Below are 19,161 nucleotides of genomic sequence, written 5' to 3' on the forward strand. Positions count from 1 at the left end.
ACCTGTTTTCTATATCTTTATTAAAACTTAAATCGCTAAATATGACAACGATAACTGTTAAAAATGGCAGAAAACTATCCAAGACAAATTTTGACTCTTGGGAAGAAGTGCAAGCTGAACTCATATTGATGCAAGAAGATTTTGAACTTGGTAAAGACCATGCGAGAATCTTAAAAGAGAGAGAAAATGAAGCCGATAGTGCAGTTGATAATGGTTATTCTTGGGAGGAGGTAAAAGCTGAGTTGCAAAGAAAAAATGCATAGGCTTTCATTTAGACCACTTGCCAAAGACGATATTCAAAATATTATCGATTACTATGATCTCATCAACCCAAAACTTGCAGATGCTTTTCTGCTCGAACTAGAGGATTCAATACTTCACATTAAAAGTAGACCAGAAGCTTTTCAAAAACGTTTTGGAGAGATTAGATTGGTTTTCCTAAAATTTAAATTCGGCGTGTTTTATAAAATGTATGAAGAGAAAATAGTAGTTATAGCCATCCTTCATACAAGCAGAGATCCCATGATTTGGAAAAAGCGCTGATTTCTCAATCGGTTTAGTCCTGCCATTTTGCAACAAATAAGTTCGTATCCAGAAGAATTCTGTTTCAGAATGTCAATCCTTTCAGTCTTGCCATTCTGCAACAAATAAATTGGTGTCATGTCCGCCACCATTGTTTCTATTGGAAGAGAACATGAGTTTTTTGCCGTCGTTTGAAAACACTGGGAAGGCATCAAAGGTATCGCTATGGGTCACACGCTCCAAACCTTTGCCATCAATCCCGATAATATATAGATTGAACGGAAATCCACGTTCTGCTTCAAAATTTGAAGAGAAGAGAACACGTTCGCCATCTGGTAGAAAAAACGGACTCCAATTGGCATTTCCTAAATTGGTCAACTGTCTTAAATCGCTGCCATCGGCATTACAGATATACAGCTCCATCTCAGTTGGCTGTACCAAACCTTCTTTGAGCAAGCTTTTATATTCCGCAATTTCCTCATCAGTTTTTGGACGTGAAGAACGGAAGATGAGTTTTGTGCCGTCAGGCGAGAAGAAGGCGCCACCGTCATAACCCAATTCGAAAGTGATTTGTTTGACATCTGAACCATCAATATTCATCGTGTAGAGATCGAGATCGCCATTTCTGGTGGACGTAAATACAATTTTATCGCCTTGTGGGGAGACCGTAGCTTCAGCATCATAACCAGGTTCATTGGTCAATTGTGCTGTGATATTCCCTTCTAAATCCGCTACAAAAATGTCATAGGAATCATAGATGGGCCAAATATATTTTCCGTCCTTTTTTAAAGGTGCATCCGGACATTCTTCATCGCCTAAATGTGTAGAGGCGTAAACAATATGTTTATTGTCAGGTAAGAAATAAGCACAAGTGGTCCGGCCTTTTCCAGTACTGATCATAGGCGGCATTTTATCCTTAAAAGTATCATCAGCATTCATCAGGAACATTTGGTCGCAATTGACATTCCAATTGGGGTTATTAGATTGAAAAACCAATTGTTTATCGTCAAAACTCCAATACGCTTCCGCATTATCACCTCCAAAAGTGATTTGTTTTAAGGATTTGAAATGCTTTTCGTCAGGAAAAATCAGCGAGTCTGTAGCTGATTTTTCGATATTTTCAACAACTTCTTCAGGGTTGGATTTCTTTTCGTCTTTACAAGAGCTAACAACGATGGAAAGGAATAGAATAATAAATATGCGATTCATAAAATGATTGTTTAAATCTGTGGTTTGAGAGTGATCAATTAAACATCTCGCCAAATATTGGGGTTGTTTGAACCATCAAAACCTAACATGTTGTATTTTTACAAATTAGGTTTCGATAATAAAACGACAAATAATGTCTAATTTTGTATAAAATTAACATATATAATCATGAAATCCATAATAGCACTAATTTTTTTCGTTTTTATCACATCTTGTAAGCAAGATACCATTAAGGAAATAAGCATAAAAGATGATATCGCCATCTTGGCTTCCGACACATATGAGGGTCGAGAAACGGGCACAAAAGGTGAGCAGGAAGCCGCCAAGTATATTTCAGAGCGTTTTAAAGCGCTGGGATTGCAGCCTAAAGGAACGGATGGGTATTTTCAGAGGTTTAGCTTTAAACCGAAATCCGATCCACACGGAGAGGTAACTTTTGAAAGCAAAGCTACGGACAGCATGATTACGGGTACCAATGTCTTGGGATTTATTGACAATAATGCAAAAAATACAATTATCATCGGTGCACATTATGATCATTTGGGTTATGGTGGTGAAGGGTCATTGTACCGTGAAAAGGATAAAGCCATCCATAATGGTGCTGACGATAATGCCAGCGGTGTAGCAGTAATGCTGAATTTAGTTGCCAAGTTGAAAAAGACCAACACGAAAAATAATTATTTATTTATGGCTTTCTCTGGAGAAGAGATGGGGTTATTGGGAAGTAATTACTTTGTGAAACATCCCACCTTTGATATCAATACGGCTAACTATATGATCAACATGGATATGGTTGGACGCTTGAAAGCCGATAGTACTTTGGCGGTTTATGGCACTGGTACTTCTCCACGTTTCAAACAAGTACTTCACGCTGTAAACAAAGGCTTTAAATTGGTTGAAGATGAATCTGGCATTGGACCCTCTGACCATACGTCGTTTTATTTAAATGATATTCCGGTGCTTCACTTTTTTACTGGACAACATGAAGATTACCACAAGCCGAGTGATGATGCCGATAAGTTGAATTATGAAGGCATGGAGCTTATTTCAGATTATATTTTTGATGTAATTTCAGAGCTTGACAACAGCGGAAAATTGGCCTTTAGAAAAACAAAGGATGACCGTGGGGAAATGGCGCGATTTAAGGTAGGCTTAGGCGTGGTCCCGGATTATTTGTTTGATGGTAAAGGCATGCGGGTTGATGGCCTTAGGGAAGACACACCAGCCTCAAGAGCGGGATTGTTAAAGGGTGATATAGTTATTAAATTGGGCGATAGCACCATTACCGATATTTATGGGTATATGCGAGCACTTTCGGTTTTTGAGGAAGGCGATCAGACCAAAGTGGTTGTGGACAGAAATGGTGAAAAAATTGAGGCAGATTTAGAGTTTTAGAATGCCATCTCATCTCTTATAGAAAGATTTTGAAGCGCCTATTGACTATTTATATACGATTTTTGTGACCATAATTCACAAAACATTAGATAGGCTAAGACGATATTAGGACCCCACATATCCCGAAACTGATGACAAGATAGATCACGGCCAAAATAAAAAACACTTTTGCGGCTTTTTTCTTTTGATTGTAATAAAGAATGCCACCAATAATCGCCAATACGATTGAAGGCCCCACCATTATTAATATAAGAACGGTCAGCAAACCATCTAAATTCGGTTCAATAAACATCATAAGGCTTGAGCTTTTAAAATTTCTAAATAGTCTTTTTTGTCATCTCTGTAAAACAAGTTCATTGTTTCAAAAGGAATAATCTTATAGTCTTTGTTAACGATATGCACGCAAGATTTTTTTATGGCACGCACATCAAAGTTATAAGCATCAATAAATTGCATGATGATCACGCGGAATAAATTGTCATAACCTAAATTAGGTGCTTCAATATTGGGTAGGCAGCACATAATCGATTTTAGGTTTTCTTCTGCAACTTCAACGGAATTCCCGGTACTAAACAACTCGATCATCTTGCCGTGCAGCATTTCATCTTGTTCATAGACAATCGTGTTTTTGCTATTGTCCAACAAATCATTTGGATTGATATACCGCGTCAAAGGAAAGACTTCGTCATCTAATTTAAGCGCATAACCCATCACCAGAGCATCAGGATTGCAAGGTACAGGTAATAAATCATCACTATTGAAAACATCTGTTTGTTCTAAAATTTTACGTCGCACTTCCGTTAAAGTCATCCTGTCGGTTTCAGGATTAAAATGTTCTAAACGGCCAGCAATTTGCGTGGGTTGAAGCGTCACGCCCCTCACGCATTTTTGCTTGAGAGCGAAATCTATAATTTTTCCTATTTCTTGATCATTCAATCCTTTTTGAAGTGTAACTACTAAAGTCGTGGAGAGATTGAGTTCATTCAAATTATCCAATGCCTGCTGACGAACGGCTGCCAAATCAGCGCCTCTGAGTTCGCGCAACACGCTATCCTCAAAAGAATCAAACTGCAAATAAATTTCAAAATCTGGCGCGTAAGATTTTAATCGGGCCGCAAATGCTTTATCCTTTGCAATTTTTATCCCATTGGTATTGAGCATCAAATGTCGGATAGGAAGTGTTTTGGCATAATCTAAAATCTCAAAGAACTGCGGATGTATGGTGGGTTCACCTCCTGAAATTTGTACCACATCAGGCTCTTTTTCGTTTTTGACAATAACGTCCAGCATTTTTTTGATTTCTTCCAATGTCCGATGGCGGCCGTAAGTAGGTGAGGAGCCGGCATAACAGGTAGGGCAGGTGAGGTTGCACCGATCCGTAACTTCTACAATACTCAAACAGGAGTGCTGCTCATGATCGGGACACAAGCCACAATCGTAAGGACAGCCATAATGCGTTTTGGTGTTGAAGGTATAAGGTGTTTCAGAAAGTTTGTTGTAATTGCGAATATTCTTGTAATACGCAATGTCATCGGCTATTAACACTTTGCTGTTACCATGTTCATTGCAGCGTTTTAGCATATACACATTGCCATCTTCAAAAACGATTTTGGCGTCAACGCGTTTCAGGCACACATGACAAAGACTCAAGGTGAAATCGTAATAAGTATATTTTCTAACGGGCATAATAGAATAGATTTCGGATGGTTTTGTGGTAATAGAGCAAACAAATTAGACAAAGAATTTGAATACTGCTCAATCCAACTACAAAAAAGATATTAGGTTTTAAGAATTCGATGAAAAATCGGAAACTGAAATAGCTGATCATAAAATATTGGAAGAGCAAGCCACTTGCTAAATTTTTATTCTTTTGAATGTATCTTAAAAAATAGAACAATAGCACTAAAAATACCAGTTCATATAAGGCAATGGGATGTCGTTTTAAGCCATCGCCTAAATCCATTCCCATAAAGAATGAGGTCACTTTACCATAAGTGAACTCATTGATTCCTGATAAAAAACAGCCAATCCGACCGATAAATATGCCAACAATAATTGGAAACGTAAATAAATCGCCAGAGGAATGGGTTTCACCAATGATTTTCTTTGCCAATTCAACACCCAATAAGCCGCCAAAGAGTCCGCCCATAATGGTTTTGGTATTTAGAAGCTGGATGAGGTTGACTTGTGTTAATTCAATCATCGGATTTTCTAAAAGCCCAACCAATCGAGACCCTATCAAGGCACCAATCACCGCACCCAAAATGATGGATAAGCGATTCATTGAAGAAATGGCGTCTTCACTCCCTTTTCTCAAATACAAATAATATCGGAAGCCAATAAAAAATGCCAAATACTCCAATATCAAATGGATGTTGATTTGGTAATTGAATAGGATAGGCTCAAAAGGGATGGTCAAAATAGCAATGTTTAGAACTTTGAAATTTAGGATAAATTTTGAATTTTGTTACTTCATCATTCCGATTATTCCTTTTAGACCTAACAAGTTTCCACTTGTCCGCCGAGGTTTTAGTGTAGGAGGAGAACCTGTTAGGTCTTAAATAACTGCATTTGCAGAAAAAAAGCTAATTTTGCACTAAAATTTTGATAGTGATAAAAATAGGCGACATACAACTTCCAAATTTTCCATTACTTTTAGCTCCTATGGAAGACGTCAGTGATCCACCATTCAGAGCCTTGTGCAAAGAAAACGGTGCCGATGTGGTGTACACCGAGTTTATCTCCAGCGAGGGATTAATTCGTGACGCAGCTAAAAGCATCATGAAATTGGACATTTACGAAAAGGAACGCCCAGTTGGTATTCAGATTTTTGGAGCCAACCTGGACAGCATGTTGAAAACTATTGATATTGTTCAAAAGTCCAATCCGGATATAATTGACATCAATTTTGGTTGCCCCGTAAAAAAGGTAGTCAGCAAAGGGGCAGGTGCAGGAATTTTGAAAGACGTCTGTCTGATGGAGAAACTTACGGAAGAAATGGTCAAACGCACCAATTTGCCCATCACCGTAAAAACCCGTCTCGGTTGGGATCATGACTCGATTAGAATTGTTGAGGTTGCCGAGCGTTTGCAAGATGTAGGTTGTAAGGCCATTTCCATCCACGGACGCACACGCGCTCAAATGTATAAAGGCAACGCCGATTGGCGACCAATTGCTGAGGTCAAGAACAACCCGCGCATGCATATTCCTGTCTTTGGTAATGGTGACGTAGATACACCTGAAAAAGCCATGGAAATGCGTGATGTTTATGGACTCGATGGGTGTATGATTGGTCGAGCCAGCATCGGGAATCCTTGGTTCTTTAAACAAGTCAAACACTTCTTCAATACGGGCGAACATTTGGATCCTGTTTCTTTGGAAGAACGTGTGGATGCCGCAAGAAGACATCTACAGATGGCCATCGATTGGAAAGGTGAAAAATTAGGAGTTTTTGAAACCCGACGCCATTATACCAATTATTTCAAAGGGATTCCGAATTTTAAGGCATATCGCACCAAAATGGTGACAAGTGACGATGCTTCAGATGTCTTTGCTGCGTTTGATGAGGTGCTAAGCGCTTTTGCAGGTTATGAGTTTGTTTGAAACTGTGAGTTAAAGCACGGAGTTTTAAGAGGGTAGTGGATAGTGTTGAGATGAATTAAGATGTTACCACTAATGCACGATTGTTTTTTAACAGAGGCAATAAAAACGAGGTGCGCGTTGACAATAATATTATAAGTTTTTTAGCAACTGGTTATTGTGACGCCAAAAGACATATTTTTATTGAATCCTGAATCCTGAATCCTGAATCCTGAATCCTGAATCCTGAATCCTGAATCCTGAATCCTGAATCCTGAATCCTGAATCCTGAATCCTAACTCTGCATCATCTTTTCATTGATCCTTCCGGAGGCAATTTTGGAAGCAATCAGTCCTAAAATCGCAATGGTTACCAAAACCAAGAGAATATTCACGAGTTGAATTTTAACGGGATACGGGAGCGAAGGCGTGATCATTACCCATGCGAATTGCTGTTGAAGTACGACCAGTATAAGACCGATCAAAACACCGGCAAATCCACCTAAAATCGTCATTAAACTCCCCTGAAGGAAGAACACACGTCGGATATCTTTGGTCGTCGCACCAATATTATAAAGGGTATGCAATGAACCTTTCTTATCTAAAATCATCATGATCAAAGCACCAATCACATTAAATAAGGCGATAATGATCACCAAAGTAAAAATGAGATAGACTACCAAGTTTTCGGTATTTAACATTTTGTAGAGTGAATCGTTCAGTTGTGCTCTATTCTTGATTATGACATCGGTATCAAAACGCTCTAAAATGGCTTTTCTAACGGTTTTTTCATCAGCATTTGGTTGGAGTTTAATTTCAATGCTGGTCACTTGATTATTGGCGTAATCCATCAAGTAGCGCGCGTTTACGATGTCGGTATAAACGTATGTGCCGTTGAGATCTTCATTCACATCAAAAACACCAATATTGACCATGTTCAAGGAGTTGAATGCGCCCTTAATGGAAGTAATTTGTCCCACGCCCGGCTTAGGAACATAGATGTTTAGGGCTTTTCCGTAATCCAACACTCCAAAAGATAGTTTGTGCGCAATGCCCCATCCTGAAACCAATTGGCCACTACCTTTTTCAAACCACTGGCCTTGGATGATCATGGAATCAATGCTGGTCACCTTCAAATAATGTTCATCCACCCCTTTTAAGGAAGCCAATAAATTCTTATTATCAAATTCAATAATGATCCGTTCCTCAATGATTTTGGAATAGGATGCAATTCCGTCGATTGTTGACAACGATGTGGAATCTTTTTCCGTAAGTAAAAATGATTTCCCCTGAGAAGGAAGAATTTTGAGATCAGGATCTACAAAAGAAGAAAATTCAAGACTGAAATCTTTGAGTCCAGCAAATCCTGAAAGAACAATAAATAAAGCCGCAGCGGCAACCACCACACCAGAAGCGGCAATAATGGTCATGATATTGATGGCATTATTACTGCTTTTGGTAAAGAGGTATCGCTTAGCGATGTAAAGCGAAAAATTCAATTACTTTTTTTTACGTTTATCCAGTAAATCTGCGTCCCTGATTGGGTTTTCTTCGCCTTTTAAAGACTTATCAATACGCTCAATATACTCGAGGGAATCATCAATAAAAAACTCCAAGTTCGGCATTCTACGCAGTTGATGTCTCGTGCGCTGTGCCAATTCATGACGAATCAATGCCGTGTTGGAACGGATCCCGACCAGCAAATCTGCAGCTTCCTTGTTTGGGAAAATACTAAGATATACTTTGGCCAATGATAAGTCGGCCGTTACACTCACTTTACTCACTGAAATGATGATGCCGCGCATACCACCTTTAGTGGCGGCACCCTGAAGCACGTCTACCAAGTCTTGCTGCAAAATACCTCCTATTTTTTTCTGTCTATGACTTTCTTCCATGTTTCGTTTTTATAAAAAAGAGCATCAACTCTTGAATTAAATTATTAAATTGAAGCCAATTAGGGCTTATCACCTGCAAAAATAGAGCATATTTAAGGAATATTGTATTTTTGATGTATTAAAATGAGATTCCGCACGGTTTGTTGACAAGCGGTTTGTTAGGAAATTAATGAGATACCTGTCCGATAGCTATCAGGATCGCGGGAATGAATAAAACGAGATTCCCACTGGAGTTTATCTTGCGCGGATCCGAAAGACGGGAAATAAATATGAAAAAAATAGAACATATAGGCATAGCGGTAAAAGACTTAGACGCTTCAAACGACCTATTCGCCGCACTGTTTGGGAAATCACATTATAAAATTGAGGCTGTGGAAAGCGAAGGCGTTCGCACCTCATTCTTTGAGGCCGGTCCGAATAAGATCGAATTGTTGGAAGCTACTTCAGCCGATAGTCCCATTGCTAAATTTATAGAGAAGAAAGGGGAGGGCATCCATCATATAGCCTTTGCGGTGGATGATATAGAGGCAGAAATTGAACGGCTTTCAAAAGAAGGATTTATCGTATTAAATAAAACACCCAAGAAAGGGGCCGATAATAAGTTAGTGGCTTTCTTGCACCCAAAAAGCACCAATGGTGTTTTGATTGAATTATGCCAAGAGATAAAATCTTAAAATTGTTGTCAAATTTTAAAATAAGTAGTAATATTGCATCCTCTTAACCGGTCCTATAGCTCAGCTGGTTAGAGCACTTGACTCATAATCAAGTGGTCCCTGGTTCGAGCCCAGGTGGGACCACATTAGTAAAGACAAGCCTTTCAAGAAGTTGAAAGGCTTTGTTGTTTTTGCCTCAGTACAACATTAGTACAACAATTCTTCTTTCTTTTGCTTTCATTTATTCTTATCTTTAAGTTGTGGAACGCTTAGCTGAAATATTTGCAAGTTGGCTATATCAAAGCAGAAGGGAACTGAAACTATTATGGTTAAGGCACGGTGCTTTGACAACCAATAGACTTTCTATTTTGGTCATATGCATTTTCGGCATAATGCCATTGACCTTTTATTTTTTAATTTCGCGTAACAGTTACTCGATAGCACAAATTATAGCAAGCTATATTTTCGTTTCGTTATTGTTCAGTTTGTCCCTATTGCTGGTCATTACTTGGTTCAAGTCCGAGGAATTGTTCAAGAATAATGTCCAGGGTTTTTCTTTTTTGCCATTGTCCCCATCGAGAATCGATACCGTTTTTTTTGGTTTTGACAGTAATGATGTCGAGAACTTACTTCGACTCGTTAATGGACTACCAACAGAGCAAAAAATTGTCATCAGGGAAACTCCAAAGAACAAACAATCGGGAAACATCAGGTTTCTATTTACATTTTTGGACCTGATTGTCCGAGGCGGCATCTTTAGAATGGACACCAAACCCAAGGAGGCATTGAACATGCTCATCTCCGAACGTTTTACCTTTCAGAATACCGAAATAAACCCAAGCACACTGCCCTCAAGTTATTCCAAATGGTGCTCGGCCACCCATGAAGGTAATTATGACGACGTTCGAAAGGACATCTCTAAAGCATTGGGCATCTCATAATTTTTATGCTTCCCTCATTTTTATAAGGAAAACTTAGAGCAATTCTAAAGCAATCGTTATTTCCCTATTGTTTTTACTGCATATACCGTCATATGTTTGCGGTGTACAATCAAAGTAAAAGGCCTTTTACTCATTATTAATTCTTAAACATCAAGATTATGAATGAGCAGGAAAACGTTGTGGATTTGTTGCAGGATATCAAAGGCCTGCTATCCCACACAAAAAAAGTATACAATATTGATGACCTGGTAAAATACACAGGGCTGTCCAAAAGCAAAATCTACAAACTCTCACAGTTAAAATTGATCCCGGCAGGAAACAACAAGCACATTCGACAACTCTTCTTTAACAAAGAAGAAATCGACGCCTGGCTTCTGGGGGAACCCAATCTATCCGACGAATTTTTAGAGCGGCAGTTCAATGAACAGTTGTTGACCAATAAAAAGCCCAGATCATGAAAGAGCCAACTTACATCCGCGTGGGAACGACGTATTATAAATTGGTGCAAATCCCAACCATAGCGGGAAAACTGAATGAAATAATTGTGCCCTGGACGCTTGAGGCACTTCGGCAGGATTACGGAAAGAGCTTCATTGGAAGGATAAAGAAGTATGACGGGTTTATCTGTGTTCCCAACCATTTGGACTTTAAACAGGAATGGCACGGTTTCTATAATACCTATGCACCGTTGCCCCACAAACTTCAGAAGGGGGATTTTACCTGTACGCTACAGCTAATGGAACATATTTTTGGTGAGCAGCTCAACCTGGGCATGGATTATATTCAATTGTTGTTCAAGAGGCCAATTCAGATACTCCCCATATTATGTTTAGTGTCCAAGGAAAGGTCCACGGGCAAGACCACTTTTCTCAAATGGCTGAAAATGGTTTTTGATGGAAATCTGACCTATCTGACCAACGATAGCTTCAATAGCCAATTCAATGCAGATTGGGCGAACAAGCTCTTGATCTGCATAGACGAAGTGCTTTTCAATAAAGAGGAACTCACCGAGCGCATCAAGTACTTGAGTACGACGAATTTCAACAAATTGGAAGCCAAGGGAAAGGACAAAAGGGAGGTTGAGTTTTTTGGAAAATTTATCCTTTGCAGTAACAACGAAGATAACTTTATAAAGATTGACAACAACGAGACCAGGTTTTGGGTGTTGAAGATCCCTTCCCTGAAAAAGGAAGAAACACAATTTCTGAAATATCTGGAAGCGGAGATACCCGCTTTGCTTTACCACCTTCAACATCGAGAACTGACCAGTCCACAGATGACCCGCATGTGGTTCTCCCCCTCCCAGATCAGGACCAAAGCTTTGGAGAATTTGATGTCCAACAATAGAAACCGTGTAGAAAAGGAACTGGCCAGCATTGTTCTTAATGCCATGGAGACGTTGGAGGAAGAAGAGATAAAATTATGCCCCTTGGATGCCCTTCACCTCTTGAACCGAACGCGGGTCAAAACCGATCTTACCCAATTGAGACAAATATTTAAAAAGGACTGGAACCTGACCAATCAAGAGAATTCCATGGCCTATAAAAAATTGATGATTTGGCAGGAAGGTGGAATGGGGTTTACCGATGCAAAGGGAAGGTACTATACGATAGAAAAAGATTTCTTACTAAAACACTTTGGAGAGGATTAGGAAAATGATGCAGCGATTCGATGACAGGGGAACCCTATATTTATGGGTAATACGGGCAGTTGTCATCATTTTCAATATAATTCGCTGATGAAAGGAAAAACACACTTCAAGTTAAGGTATATTTTGATGAAACGATGACAGATAGTATTTAAGACCAGTAAATATAAGGGATTAGACTGTCATCGTTTTGTCATCATTCTGTCATCAAAAAAATAATGATGACAGGACTAAGATCTGAAAAACCTAAAACAGATAGGCTGATGAAAAGAAAAATAAACTGTGAAAGCGCCCGAGCTTTTCCCATCGAAAAGGCGCTGGCAAAACTCGGGCACTTTCCCCAAAGGACAACGGAAAAAGAAGCTTGGTTCCTGAGTCCTTTCAGGTCAGAAACCCAAGCCTCTTTTAAAGTCTCCAAAACCAGAAACCGATGGTATGACCATGGTGAAGGGGTGGGAGGTAATGTAATTGATTTGATTTGTAGAATTCTGAATTGTTCTGTGAAGGAAGCTCTGGTATATTTGAATCAAGATAGGCCTTCTTTTTCTTTTCAACAGCAACAACATTTCAATACGAATGACATTGGGATAACCGTTACCAAAGTTCAGAACATCAAGCACCCGGCATTGATCCAGTATTTGAACCTGAGAGGGATTCCATTACCTATTGCGAAGGTCTATTGCCATGAAGTGTGGTACAGTTTTAAGAATTCTAAGTTTTTTACGATTGGGTTACGGAACTACAACGGTGGATGGGAATTGCGCAATAGGATTTTCAAGAATGGATGTAGCCCTAAATCCTATACCTATCTCCGAAACAACAATAAGCAGCTGATCGTTTTGGAAGGGATGTTTGATTTGTTATCGCTGGCCGTCTTAAACGAAAATTTGATAAAGGTTTCAGATGTTTTGGTTTTGAATTCCGTTGCGTTTGTCAAAGATGTTGAAGTGCATTTTTCAAACTATGAAGTGATTGGTCTCTATTTAGATCATGATGAAGCAGGAAGAAATATCACCCTTTATTTAACAAATAAATATCGCCATGTCCTGGATAAAAGTGATGGTTATAAAAACCATAAGGATTTAAACGATTTTTTGTGCCATGAGAGAAAAGGATGAGATTGAACGAAAAAGGGAGCAGCAGTATCTAAAGATTCCTGCCCATTTGCTCAAACATTCTGAAAGTGTGGAATTGGATCTGGAAGAGGATGCCAATGGAATGGGAGTTGTCCTGGGTAGGAATTCGAGATGTGTGTCTGTGGCCACATTCTCGTTTGCTCCCGAAGGTCGCAAAGAAAAAAAACGGGTGTTTAAGGGGAAAAGTGATCTGGTCAAGTTCAGATGTTCCATCTACGAAAAGAAGCTCTTGACAATTAAGGCATCGTCTTCAGGATTGAGCCTAAGCGAGTATATCCGGCGTGCCGTATTCGATAAGGAAATTACGGAACGTTTTAGCGAGGAACACATCAAACTTTATAAAATGATGATCAAATACCATAATAATTTTAAGGCTATTGGGAACATGTACAGAAAACGGAATCCCAAGCTGACCGAATCGGTATATGCCCTGGCCAATGAAATCAAGGCACATCTTAAAAAATTTCAATCATGATAGGAAAGGGCAAAAGCATATCACACACCCGGGCATCGATGGCCTATGGCTGGAACCAGGAAAAGGATGCCGAGATCGTGCTCAAGGAATTTTTGCATGGCGATTCCCCAGCGGAAATCACCAAAGAATTCAAAATGATCCAGGACCAAAATCATAACTGTACCAAGAATACCCTGTCCTTTATCCTGAGCCCAACGATAGAAGACGGTAGGAAATTGGATAAAGACAAGCTGCAGATCATTACCAAACGATTCATTCACGAGATGAAACTCGGAGAGCGTCAGGCCATCGCCTTTGTGCATAAGGACAAAGAACATAAGCACATCCATTTATATGTCAACCGAATTGATTTCAGGGGCGTGACCTACAATGACAGTTTTATAGGCAAACGGTGCCAGTTGGCAGCAGAAAAAGTGGCAGAGCATATGGGACTGACCACTGTCAAGCAAGTACAATTTGAAAAGGAATTGAACCTGAAGGACATACGCACAGAGATCAAGCGCAGGCATGACCTGACCATGGCCCATTTAAAACCGAAATCATTTGATGCTTACATAAAAGCCATGGAAACCGATGGAGTAAAAGTCATCCCAACAATAAATAAACAAAACAATCTACAGGGTTTCCGCTTTGAATTTGATGGGCACAATTTAAAGGGCAGCGAAGTCCACCGCAACATGTCCATAGGGAATATTGGCAAACAAATGGGCCAACTTGAAGGCATCAAGAGTTTAAAAAACAATAACGTTGGGGTGGCATTGGCAGGAAATACAGTTGGCCTTGGGCCAAAATTAGCTTTAAAACTGACCAAGTTCATTATCAAGAAAACAATACAACAGGGATTATCCTATTAAATAAAATGACCATGACAAAACTTGAAGAATTCAACGCACTTTTGGTCAATGAGACCACTGACTTTAAAAATGCTCTGGAAAAGTTGGAGGAACTAAATGCCCAGTTAAAAGAAACGAAAATCAAGATGGACCTAACCGAGTATAAAACCATAGTCGAAATCCATCAGGAAAAAATGGCATCACATTTAGAATCGATGGATCGTTTTGAAAATCATTTTGACACTATAATAAAACAGGCCAAAATTTATCCGAATTGGGCGGTGATAGTGTTTATTGTGAGTTTGGTAATGGGATTGGGAGCGATGATTTTTATGCTAATGTATTATTTTAGATGATGAGCAGTGGCGTGGTTTGTCACGAACAATTGCAAACAGGTACTTGCCATTGGAAAATCCGCAGGATTTTCCAAGTAGGCGTGGACAAGCCATTGCTTATAGCATCTATGAAAAAGCAGCGAGTCTCGTATCTTTAAAGTTCACCAAAACAATAAGATATGAAATTAGAACCCACTGCCCAACCAAAGTTATACATTGGCATCGACATTCACAAGCGTAGCTGGAAAGTTCATTGCGCCACCGATCTTTTTGGCGGCAAGTCATTCGCTATGCCCCCAAAGCCTGAAGTGTTATACGAGTATGTAGCCAAACATTTTCCCGACCATCAGGTTACTACAGCTTATGAAGCAGGTTGTTGCGGCTATTACGCCCATCGTAGTTTTGAGGCATACGGCTGGCATTCCCTGGTAGTGAACCCTGCCGACATCCACCGCAAGGGAAAGGAACGTTTTACCAAGACCGATAAAATAGATGCCCAATTGATAAGTAGAGAGCTCAAGGATGGCAGACTTGAGAGTATTCACGTTCCCCATGTGGAGCGGGAGCAATTGCGCAGTCTTTTCAGAAGAAGAAACGATCTGGTTAAGGATTACAGGCGTATCAAGAGCCTTATAAAAATGCAGTTGCTGTATTTTGGCATTGCTATTCCCGAGGAGTTTGATAATGACCATTGGAGCCACAAGTTCCGCGGTTGGGTGGACGAAGTAGTCTTTGCATATCCATCGGCGCGCGAGACACTGGACAGCAGAATGCGGAGCTTCAGGTTCATAGACCAGGAGCTGCGGGATGTCTCCACAAAGATGCGCGCCTATTGCCGCAAGCATTACAAGAAGGATTATTATTTATTGAAAAGTATTCCGGGAATAGGCGGGATTGTGGCCTGCGGCATTATCTGCGAGCTTGGCGATCTGCGACGCTTTAACAGCATAAAACATCTTGCGGGCTATGTTGGTCTGGCACCCGGAATCCACCAAAGTGGGGACAACCAAAAGAGCACAGGCATTACAATGCGCGCCCATAGATTGATGCGAAGTTATTTTATAGAAGCGTCCTGGCAGGCCATCAGGACAGACCCCATAATGCAGACGTATTACCGCAAGCATTTGGGAAAAAACGTCAAATCAATAATAATCAAGGTGGCCCGTAAATTATTGAGCAGGACCTTGGCTGTCATAAAAACAGAAACCCCTTATGCGATAGGGGTCATAGAATAATAAAATAAACAGATAACAAAGCTCACAAAGAAGTATTAAAAGCCCGTACCACAAAACAACGTAGGTGATCCAAGAGATTGGAATCACATCTTTATAGCAAGTGGCCGGGTTTATTATAGCTTATAATCATACAGATGCCGGTGACCGCGCTTGGACGATGGATCACATATAGGATGCGGAGCAAGTTATATGGTATTGAAATATTGATAATCCTATCGGAATTATCAACATTCCAACACCCCAAAATAATCATTATGAGATAATTAAAATAAAAATATTATTTTTGAAGAACGGGATTAGTGCTTTTCATAGGACACATTGTTGTGTGCTGTGTTTTATTCTTTTTGGAAGTCTATTTTTAAATTCCGATAACCAATATATTCCACATTCATTTTGTTCAATTTTCCTTTAAGTTCGCTTTTATATAATCCATCCGAATCAGCTTTAATGTCTATTTGTTGAATTGAATCATTTTGGATTATGAATAGATAAATTTGCGCGCCAATCAGTGGTTCTTTCGTTTTTGAATTAAATATTTTTCCTCTTATTAATTTTAGGTTCAGTTCATTAATATCCATAGAGATTTCATCCATTACCACACAGCCATCTCGTCCAACAAATCCGTAATCTGGTTTGCGATCAACAATTAAGTTATTCGCAGTTTTGTCTTCGATTCTTAATTCTGGCATTTCAGTTGAACTTTGAGAAAAAACAGAATTGCAAAAAACAGTTAGGAACATTAAAATTAGAATTCTCTTCATAAGTTTGGTTTACATTGCACACAACGGTCTCGGCTATGAGTAGTTGCGTGGGTTAGCACTTAACTTTGCAAGTACACACCAAATTGAAAATCCGCGAGGATTTTCAGAAGTAGGCGAGAACAAGCAATTACTTATAGCCATTGTTGAACTAAACCTAAAGGTAGCTTCACGAGACGTTTCCATCACGATTCACTACCTTTAGGATCAAGGTTTAATGTAATACTCAATATTATGAAAAAAAAACGACACCCTCATTGAAAGGGCCTGTATTTCCGTTCCAGAGTTTGCAAAACTCTACCAAAAATTAAAGCGTTCCGTTGAGCTGGCCGGCAAGAGCCAGAGTACCCTTACCAACTATGCGCGCTGCCTGGCGCACCTTGCCCTCCATTTTAACTGTAGTCCACTTGCCCTGGATGAAGAACAGATCTTGGACTATCTACACGTTTTAAAGTCGCAGCACAAGACGCCATCCGACAGTTTTTTCAAGCACACCGTCTACGGGCTTCGCTATGCCTATCGCCTCTTTGGGATGAACGAGATGCGTGTGGTTCTTCCTTCCATTGAACGTCCCAAGACACTCCCGGTGGTATTGAACCAAAGAGAGATAAAACAACTGTTGAAGACCCCTAAACTGCTCAAGCACCGCTTGGTCCTGGCCATGCTCTATGGCTGTGGACTTCGCAATTTTGAACTGTGCAACCTACAGCGCAAGGACTTGGATTTTGATAGGATGATGCTGCACGTGCGCCAGGGGAAAGGGCGCAAGGATCGTTATGTTCCCCTGTCCAAAATGCAGGTCCGCGGCCTACAGAGATACTTCCTGGCAGAAAACCCGGATACGTGGTGTTTTACGGGCAATGACAAATCAGGCAGACCGAGCCGGATCTCTTCCCAGGGCGTTCAGTGGATCGTCCGCGAGGCTCGCAGGCACAGTGGCATCCAAAAGGAGATCACCGCCCATATCCTGCGGCACAGCTATGCCACCCACTTGCTGGAAATGGGTCTGGACATTATGAGCGTAAAGGATCTTTTGGGACATGCAGATATCCAGACCACCCTTATCTACCTCCATGTGGCACAATCGGGCAGGCAAAGGCCGTTCAGTCCGCTGGACAGGCTTTATGGCCAATAGGGATGTCCAAGCCTGTCCATGAAGTAGCCCATATCCTGGAGCGAAACAGGGAGCACCTTGCCGCTCATTGTGCCAATAGCTGGCAAGAACGTACCCTGCACGCGTTGCGCAAATGTCGGACCTCGGCCTTGGGCGGTCACATCGATCGTTGTGAGAATCCAACCTGCGGTAGGTTGCACCTTAGTTATAACAGTTGTCGCAACCGTCACTGTCCGAAGTGCCAGGGCCATAAAAAAGAGGAATGGATCCGCGCCAGGGAGGCAGATCTGTTGAAGGTTCCCTACTTCCATGTAGTGTTTACCATACCTGCGGAGCTGAACCGGTTATGTCTGTACGAACCAAAGTTGGCGTACGGTCTTCTGTTCAAAACAGCTTGGGGCATTATCCGGGATTTTGGTGGCAATCCCAAGTTTTTGGGCGGCCGGATGGGAATGGTCGCCATCCTGCACACTTGGGGGCAGAACCTTTCGCTGCACCCGCACCTGCACTGTATAGTTCCCGGGGGTGGCATTGCCAGATCGGGCAAATGGAAACCTGCCAAGAGTAAGGGAAAGTATCTGTTCCCTGTAAAGGCAATGAGTAAGGTCTTCAGGGCTCGATTTGTGGCCGGATTGCGTAAAGCGCTGGGGAAGCAACAACCTCCCTCTTTTTACCAAAGCCTGTTCCAACATCATTGGGTGGTCTATTGCAAGCGTCCGTTCTTGGGGCCTTCACAGGTAGTGGAATACTTGGGCCGCTATACCCATAAGATTGCCATCAGTAACCATCGGATAAAAGGTCTGGAAGGCGGAAACGTACGGTTCATGGTAAAGGATTATCGGCACGGGGGCAAGAAATCTGTGCTTGCGCTGCCCGATGCCGAATTCATCAGGCGCTTCGCACTACATGTCCTGCCCAAGGGATTTACACGGATCAGGCATTATGGTATTTTGAGCAGTTATTACAAAAGAACTGTGATCCCGCAGCTCCAGAAAGACCTGGGAATGCCAAAGCTTGGGGAGACAGGGCCATTGATGCACCGAAAATGTCCAATATGCAAAAAGGGAAACCTTGTTACCGTTGCAACTTTTACCGCCCGTGGACCACCAGGGCACTGGCTGGAGCAGATCAATAATCAAATAAAACGACCTATATAAAAAAAAGCGCAAGTCACGCGCAACAGGATATCTATGGTCAAAAATGAAGGAAACTGAGTGAAAAACGTTGAAAAGAAGCGAAGAGGAACTGCAAAACCAATCTTGCACTTCTAATCTTCAATAATAAAGCAAGCAAATACTCCCAAACAAAAAAATCAACTATTAAAAACCCATCTTAAATCCAATCAATCCCCATAGTAGGCAAACCGACCAACACCGGTTCAGTCAACACGGCATTCATGTTGGGTCGTACCGACCACACGAATGCTTAGTTATT

General features: G+C 40.8%; 22 protein-coding genes and 1 tRNA gene. 16 read left to right on the forward strand and 7 right to left on the reverse strand.

The features are described from left to right. The first annotated feature begins 41 nt into the window (after nt 1-41). Both H3Z82_RS04490 and H3Z82_RS04495 read left to right on the forward strand, forming a co-directional pair. Nucleotides 42-263 (forward strand): hypothetical protein, encoded by a 222-nt coding sequence (locus tag H3Z82_RS04490; RefSeq protein ID WP_182202938.1) that lies wholly within the window; start codon nt 42-44, stop codon nt 261-263. Further along, nucleotides 256-543, forward strand: coding sequence for a type II toxin-antitoxin system RelE/ParE family toxin (locus tag H3Z82_RS04495; protein ID WP_182202941.1), 288 nt, complete (start codon nt 256-258; stop codon nt 541-543). Before H3Z82_RS04490 ends, H3Z82_RS04495 begins: the two co-directional genes overlap by 8 nt. Nucleotides 544-624: 81 nt before the next feature. Here the strand turns inward: H3Z82_RS04495 and H3Z82_RS04500 are convergent, their stop codons facing one another. Then, nucleotides 625-1,731, reverse strand: coding sequence for a TolB family protein (locus H3Z82_RS04500; protein ID WP_182202943.1), 1,107 nt, complete (start codon nt 1,729-1,731; stop codon nt 625-627). 168 nt (nt 1,732-1,899) lie between these two features. Here H3Z82_RS04500 and H3Z82_RS04505 point away from each other — a divergent pair, with 168 nt between their 5' ends. Next, on the forward strand, nt 1,900-3,126 hold the full coding sequence (locus tag H3Z82_RS04505; protein ID WP_182202945.1) for a M20/M25/M40 family metallo-hydrolase: 1,227 nt from the start codon (nt 1,900-1,902) through the stop codon (nt 3,124-3,126). Between the two features lie 94 nt (nt 3,127-3,220). Here the strand turns inward: H3Z82_RS04505 and H3Z82_RS04510 are convergent, their stop codons facing one another. The 3 genes from H3Z82_RS04510 to H3Z82_RS04520 are packed head-to-tail and all read right to left on the reverse strand — an operon-like array spanning nt 3,221 to nt 5,545. Further along, on the reverse strand, nt 3,221-3,421 hold the full coding sequence (locus H3Z82_RS04510) for a hypothetical protein (RefSeq protein WP_182202948.1): 201 nt from the start codon (nt 3,419-3,421) through the stop codon (nt 3,221-3,223). Further along, nucleotides 3,418-4,812 (reverse strand): radical SAM protein, encoded by a 1,395-nt coding sequence (locus H3Z82_RS04515; RefSeq protein WP_182202950.1) that lies wholly within the window; start codon nt 4,810-4,812, stop codon nt 3,418-3,420. The genes H3Z82_RS04510 and H3Z82_RS04515 overlap by 4 nt, the downstream gene beginning before the upstream one ends. Further along, nucleotides 4,802-5,545, reverse strand: a complete 744-nt coding sequence (locus H3Z82_RS04520) for a prolipoprotein diacylglyceryl transferase (RefSeq protein ID WP_182202953.1) — start codon at nt 5,543-5,545, stop codon at nt 4,802-4,804. The genes H3Z82_RS04515 and H3Z82_RS04520 overlap by 11 nt, the downstream gene beginning before the upstream one ends. A 191-nt stretch (nt 5,546-5,736) precedes the next feature. Between H3Z82_RS04520 and dusB the strand changes: the two genes are divergently transcribed. Continuing rightward, nucleotides 5,737-6,729, forward strand: a complete 993-nt coding sequence (gene dusB / locus H3Z82_RS04525) for a tRNA dihydrouridine synthase DusB (RefSeq protein ID WP_182202956.1) — start codon at nt 5,737-5,739, stop codon at nt 6,727-6,729. Nucleotides 6,730-7,000: 271 nt separating this feature from the next. On the opposite strand, the gene H3Z82_RS04530 is transcribed toward dusB, so the two are convergent. Beyond that, nucleotides 7,001-8,203 carry an ABC transporter permease gene (locus tag H3Z82_RS04530; protein WP_182202959.1) on the reverse strand — a complete coding sequence of 401 codons (1,203 nt, stop codon included), beginning with the start codon at nt 8,201-8,203 and terminating at the stop codon, nt 7,001-7,003. Next, nucleotides 8,204-8,599 carry a 30S ribosome-binding factor RbfA gene (rbfA, locus tag H3Z82_RS04535; RefSeq protein WP_182202962.1) on the reverse strand — a complete coding sequence of 132 codons (396 nt, stop codon included), beginning with the start codon at nt 8,597-8,599 and terminating at the stop codon, nt 8,204-8,206. 269 nt (nt 8,600-8,868) lie between these two features. Here rbfA and mce point away from each other — a divergent pair, with 269 nt between their 5' ends. The 10 genes from mce (at nt 8,869) to H3Z82_RS04585 (ending at nt 15,855) form a co-directional block, all read left to right on the forward strand. After that, on the forward strand, nt 8,869-9,273 hold the full coding sequence (gene mce, locus H3Z82_RS04540) for a methylmalonyl-CoA epimerase (protein WP_182202964.1): 405 nt from the start codon (nt 8,869-8,871) through the stop codon (nt 9,271-9,273). Between the two features lie 49 nt (nt 9,274-9,322). After that, nucleotides 9,323-9,396 (forward strand) — tRNA-Ile (locus tag H3Z82_RS04545). 383 nt (nt 9,397-9,779) lie between these two features. Next, on the forward strand, nt 9,780-10,193 hold the full coding sequence (locus H3Z82_RS04550) for a hypothetical protein (RefSeq protein ID WP_182202966.1): 414 nt from the start codon (nt 9,780-9,782) through the stop codon (nt 10,191-10,193). 158 nt (nt 10,194-10,351) lie between these two features. Beyond that, complete coding sequence (locus tag H3Z82_RS04555; protein WP_182202969.1) at nt 10,352-10,651, forward strand: helix-turn-helix transcriptional regulator; 300 nt, start codon at nt 10,352-10,354, stop codon at nt 10,649-10,651. After that, nucleotides 10,648-11,844, forward strand: coding sequence for a primase-helicase family protein (locus H3Z82_RS04560; protein ID WP_182202971.1), 1,197 nt, complete (start codon nt 10,648-10,650; stop codon nt 11,842-11,844). The genes H3Z82_RS04555 and H3Z82_RS04560 overlap by 4 nt, the downstream gene beginning before the upstream one ends. A gap of 260 nt (nt 11,845-12,104) precedes the next feature. Continuing rightward, nucleotides 12,105-12,959, forward strand: coding sequence for a toprim domain-containing protein (locus H3Z82_RS04565; protein WP_235982361.1), 855 nt, complete (start codon nt 12,105-12,107; stop codon nt 12,957-12,959). Continuing rightward, a complete protein-coding gene (mbpA, locus tag H3Z82_RS19600) occupies nt 12,943-13,452 on the forward strand; it encodes a mobilization protein MbpA (protein WP_235982362.1) in 510 nt (169 codons plus the stop codon). Before H3Z82_RS04565 ends, mbpA begins: the two co-directional genes overlap by 17 nt. Next, nucleotides 13,449-14,306 carry a relaxase/mobilization nuclease domain-containing protein gene (locus H3Z82_RS04575; RefSeq protein WP_182202973.1) on the forward strand — a complete coding sequence of 286 codons (858 nt, stop codon included), beginning with the start codon at nt 13,449-13,451 and terminating at the stop codon, nt 14,304-14,306. The genes mbpA and H3Z82_RS04575 overlap by 4 nt, the downstream gene beginning before the upstream one ends. 11 nt (nt 14,307-14,317) lie before the next feature. Next, nucleotides 14,318-14,641 carry a DUF6730 family protein gene (locus H3Z82_RS04580; RefSeq protein ID WP_182202975.1) on the forward strand — a complete coding sequence of 108 codons (324 nt, stop codon included), beginning with the start codon at nt 14,318-14,320 and terminating at the stop codon, nt 14,639-14,641. Between the two features lie 158 nt (nt 14,642-14,799). Further along, nucleotides 14,800-15,855, forward strand: a complete 1,056-nt coding sequence (locus H3Z82_RS04585; protein WP_182202978.1) for an IS110 family RNA-guided transposase — start codon at nt 14,800-14,802, stop codon at nt 15,853-15,855. A 335-nt stretch (nt 15,856-16,190) separates the two neighbouring features. Here the strand turns inward: H3Z82_RS04585 and H3Z82_RS04590 are convergent, their stop codons facing one another. Further along, entirely contained in the window at nt 16,191-16,616 is a 426-nt protein-coding gene (locus H3Z82_RS04590) for a hypothetical protein (protein ID WP_182202980.1), read from the reverse strand. A 268-nt stretch (nt 16,617-16,884) separates the two neighbouring features. Between H3Z82_RS04590 and H3Z82_RS04595 the strand changes: the two genes are divergently transcribed. Together H3Z82_RS04595 and H3Z82_RS04600 are read left to right on the forward strand one after the other, a co-directional pair. Then, on the forward strand, nt 16,885-17,748 hold the full coding sequence (locus H3Z82_RS04595; RefSeq protein WP_317172424.1) for a tyrosine-type recombinase/integrase: 864 nt from the start codon (nt 16,885-16,887) through the stop codon (nt 17,746-17,748). Between the two features lie 2 nt (nt 17,749-17,750). Beyond that, the gene (locus tag H3Z82_RS04600) at nt 17,751-18,884 is read left to right on the forward strand and encodes an IS91 family transposase (RefSeq protein WP_182202983.1); all 1,134 of its coding nucleotides are present in this window, start codon (nt 17,751-17,753) and stop codon (nt 18,882-18,884) included. The last annotated feature ends 277 nt before the right edge of the window (nt 18,885-19,161 follow it).

It is taken from the genome of Gelidibacter maritimus, assembly GCF_014062315.1.
Taxonomy (GTDB): Bacteria; Bacteroidota; Bacteroidia; order Flavobacteriales; family Flavobacteriaceae; genus Gelidibacter; species Gelidibacter maritimus.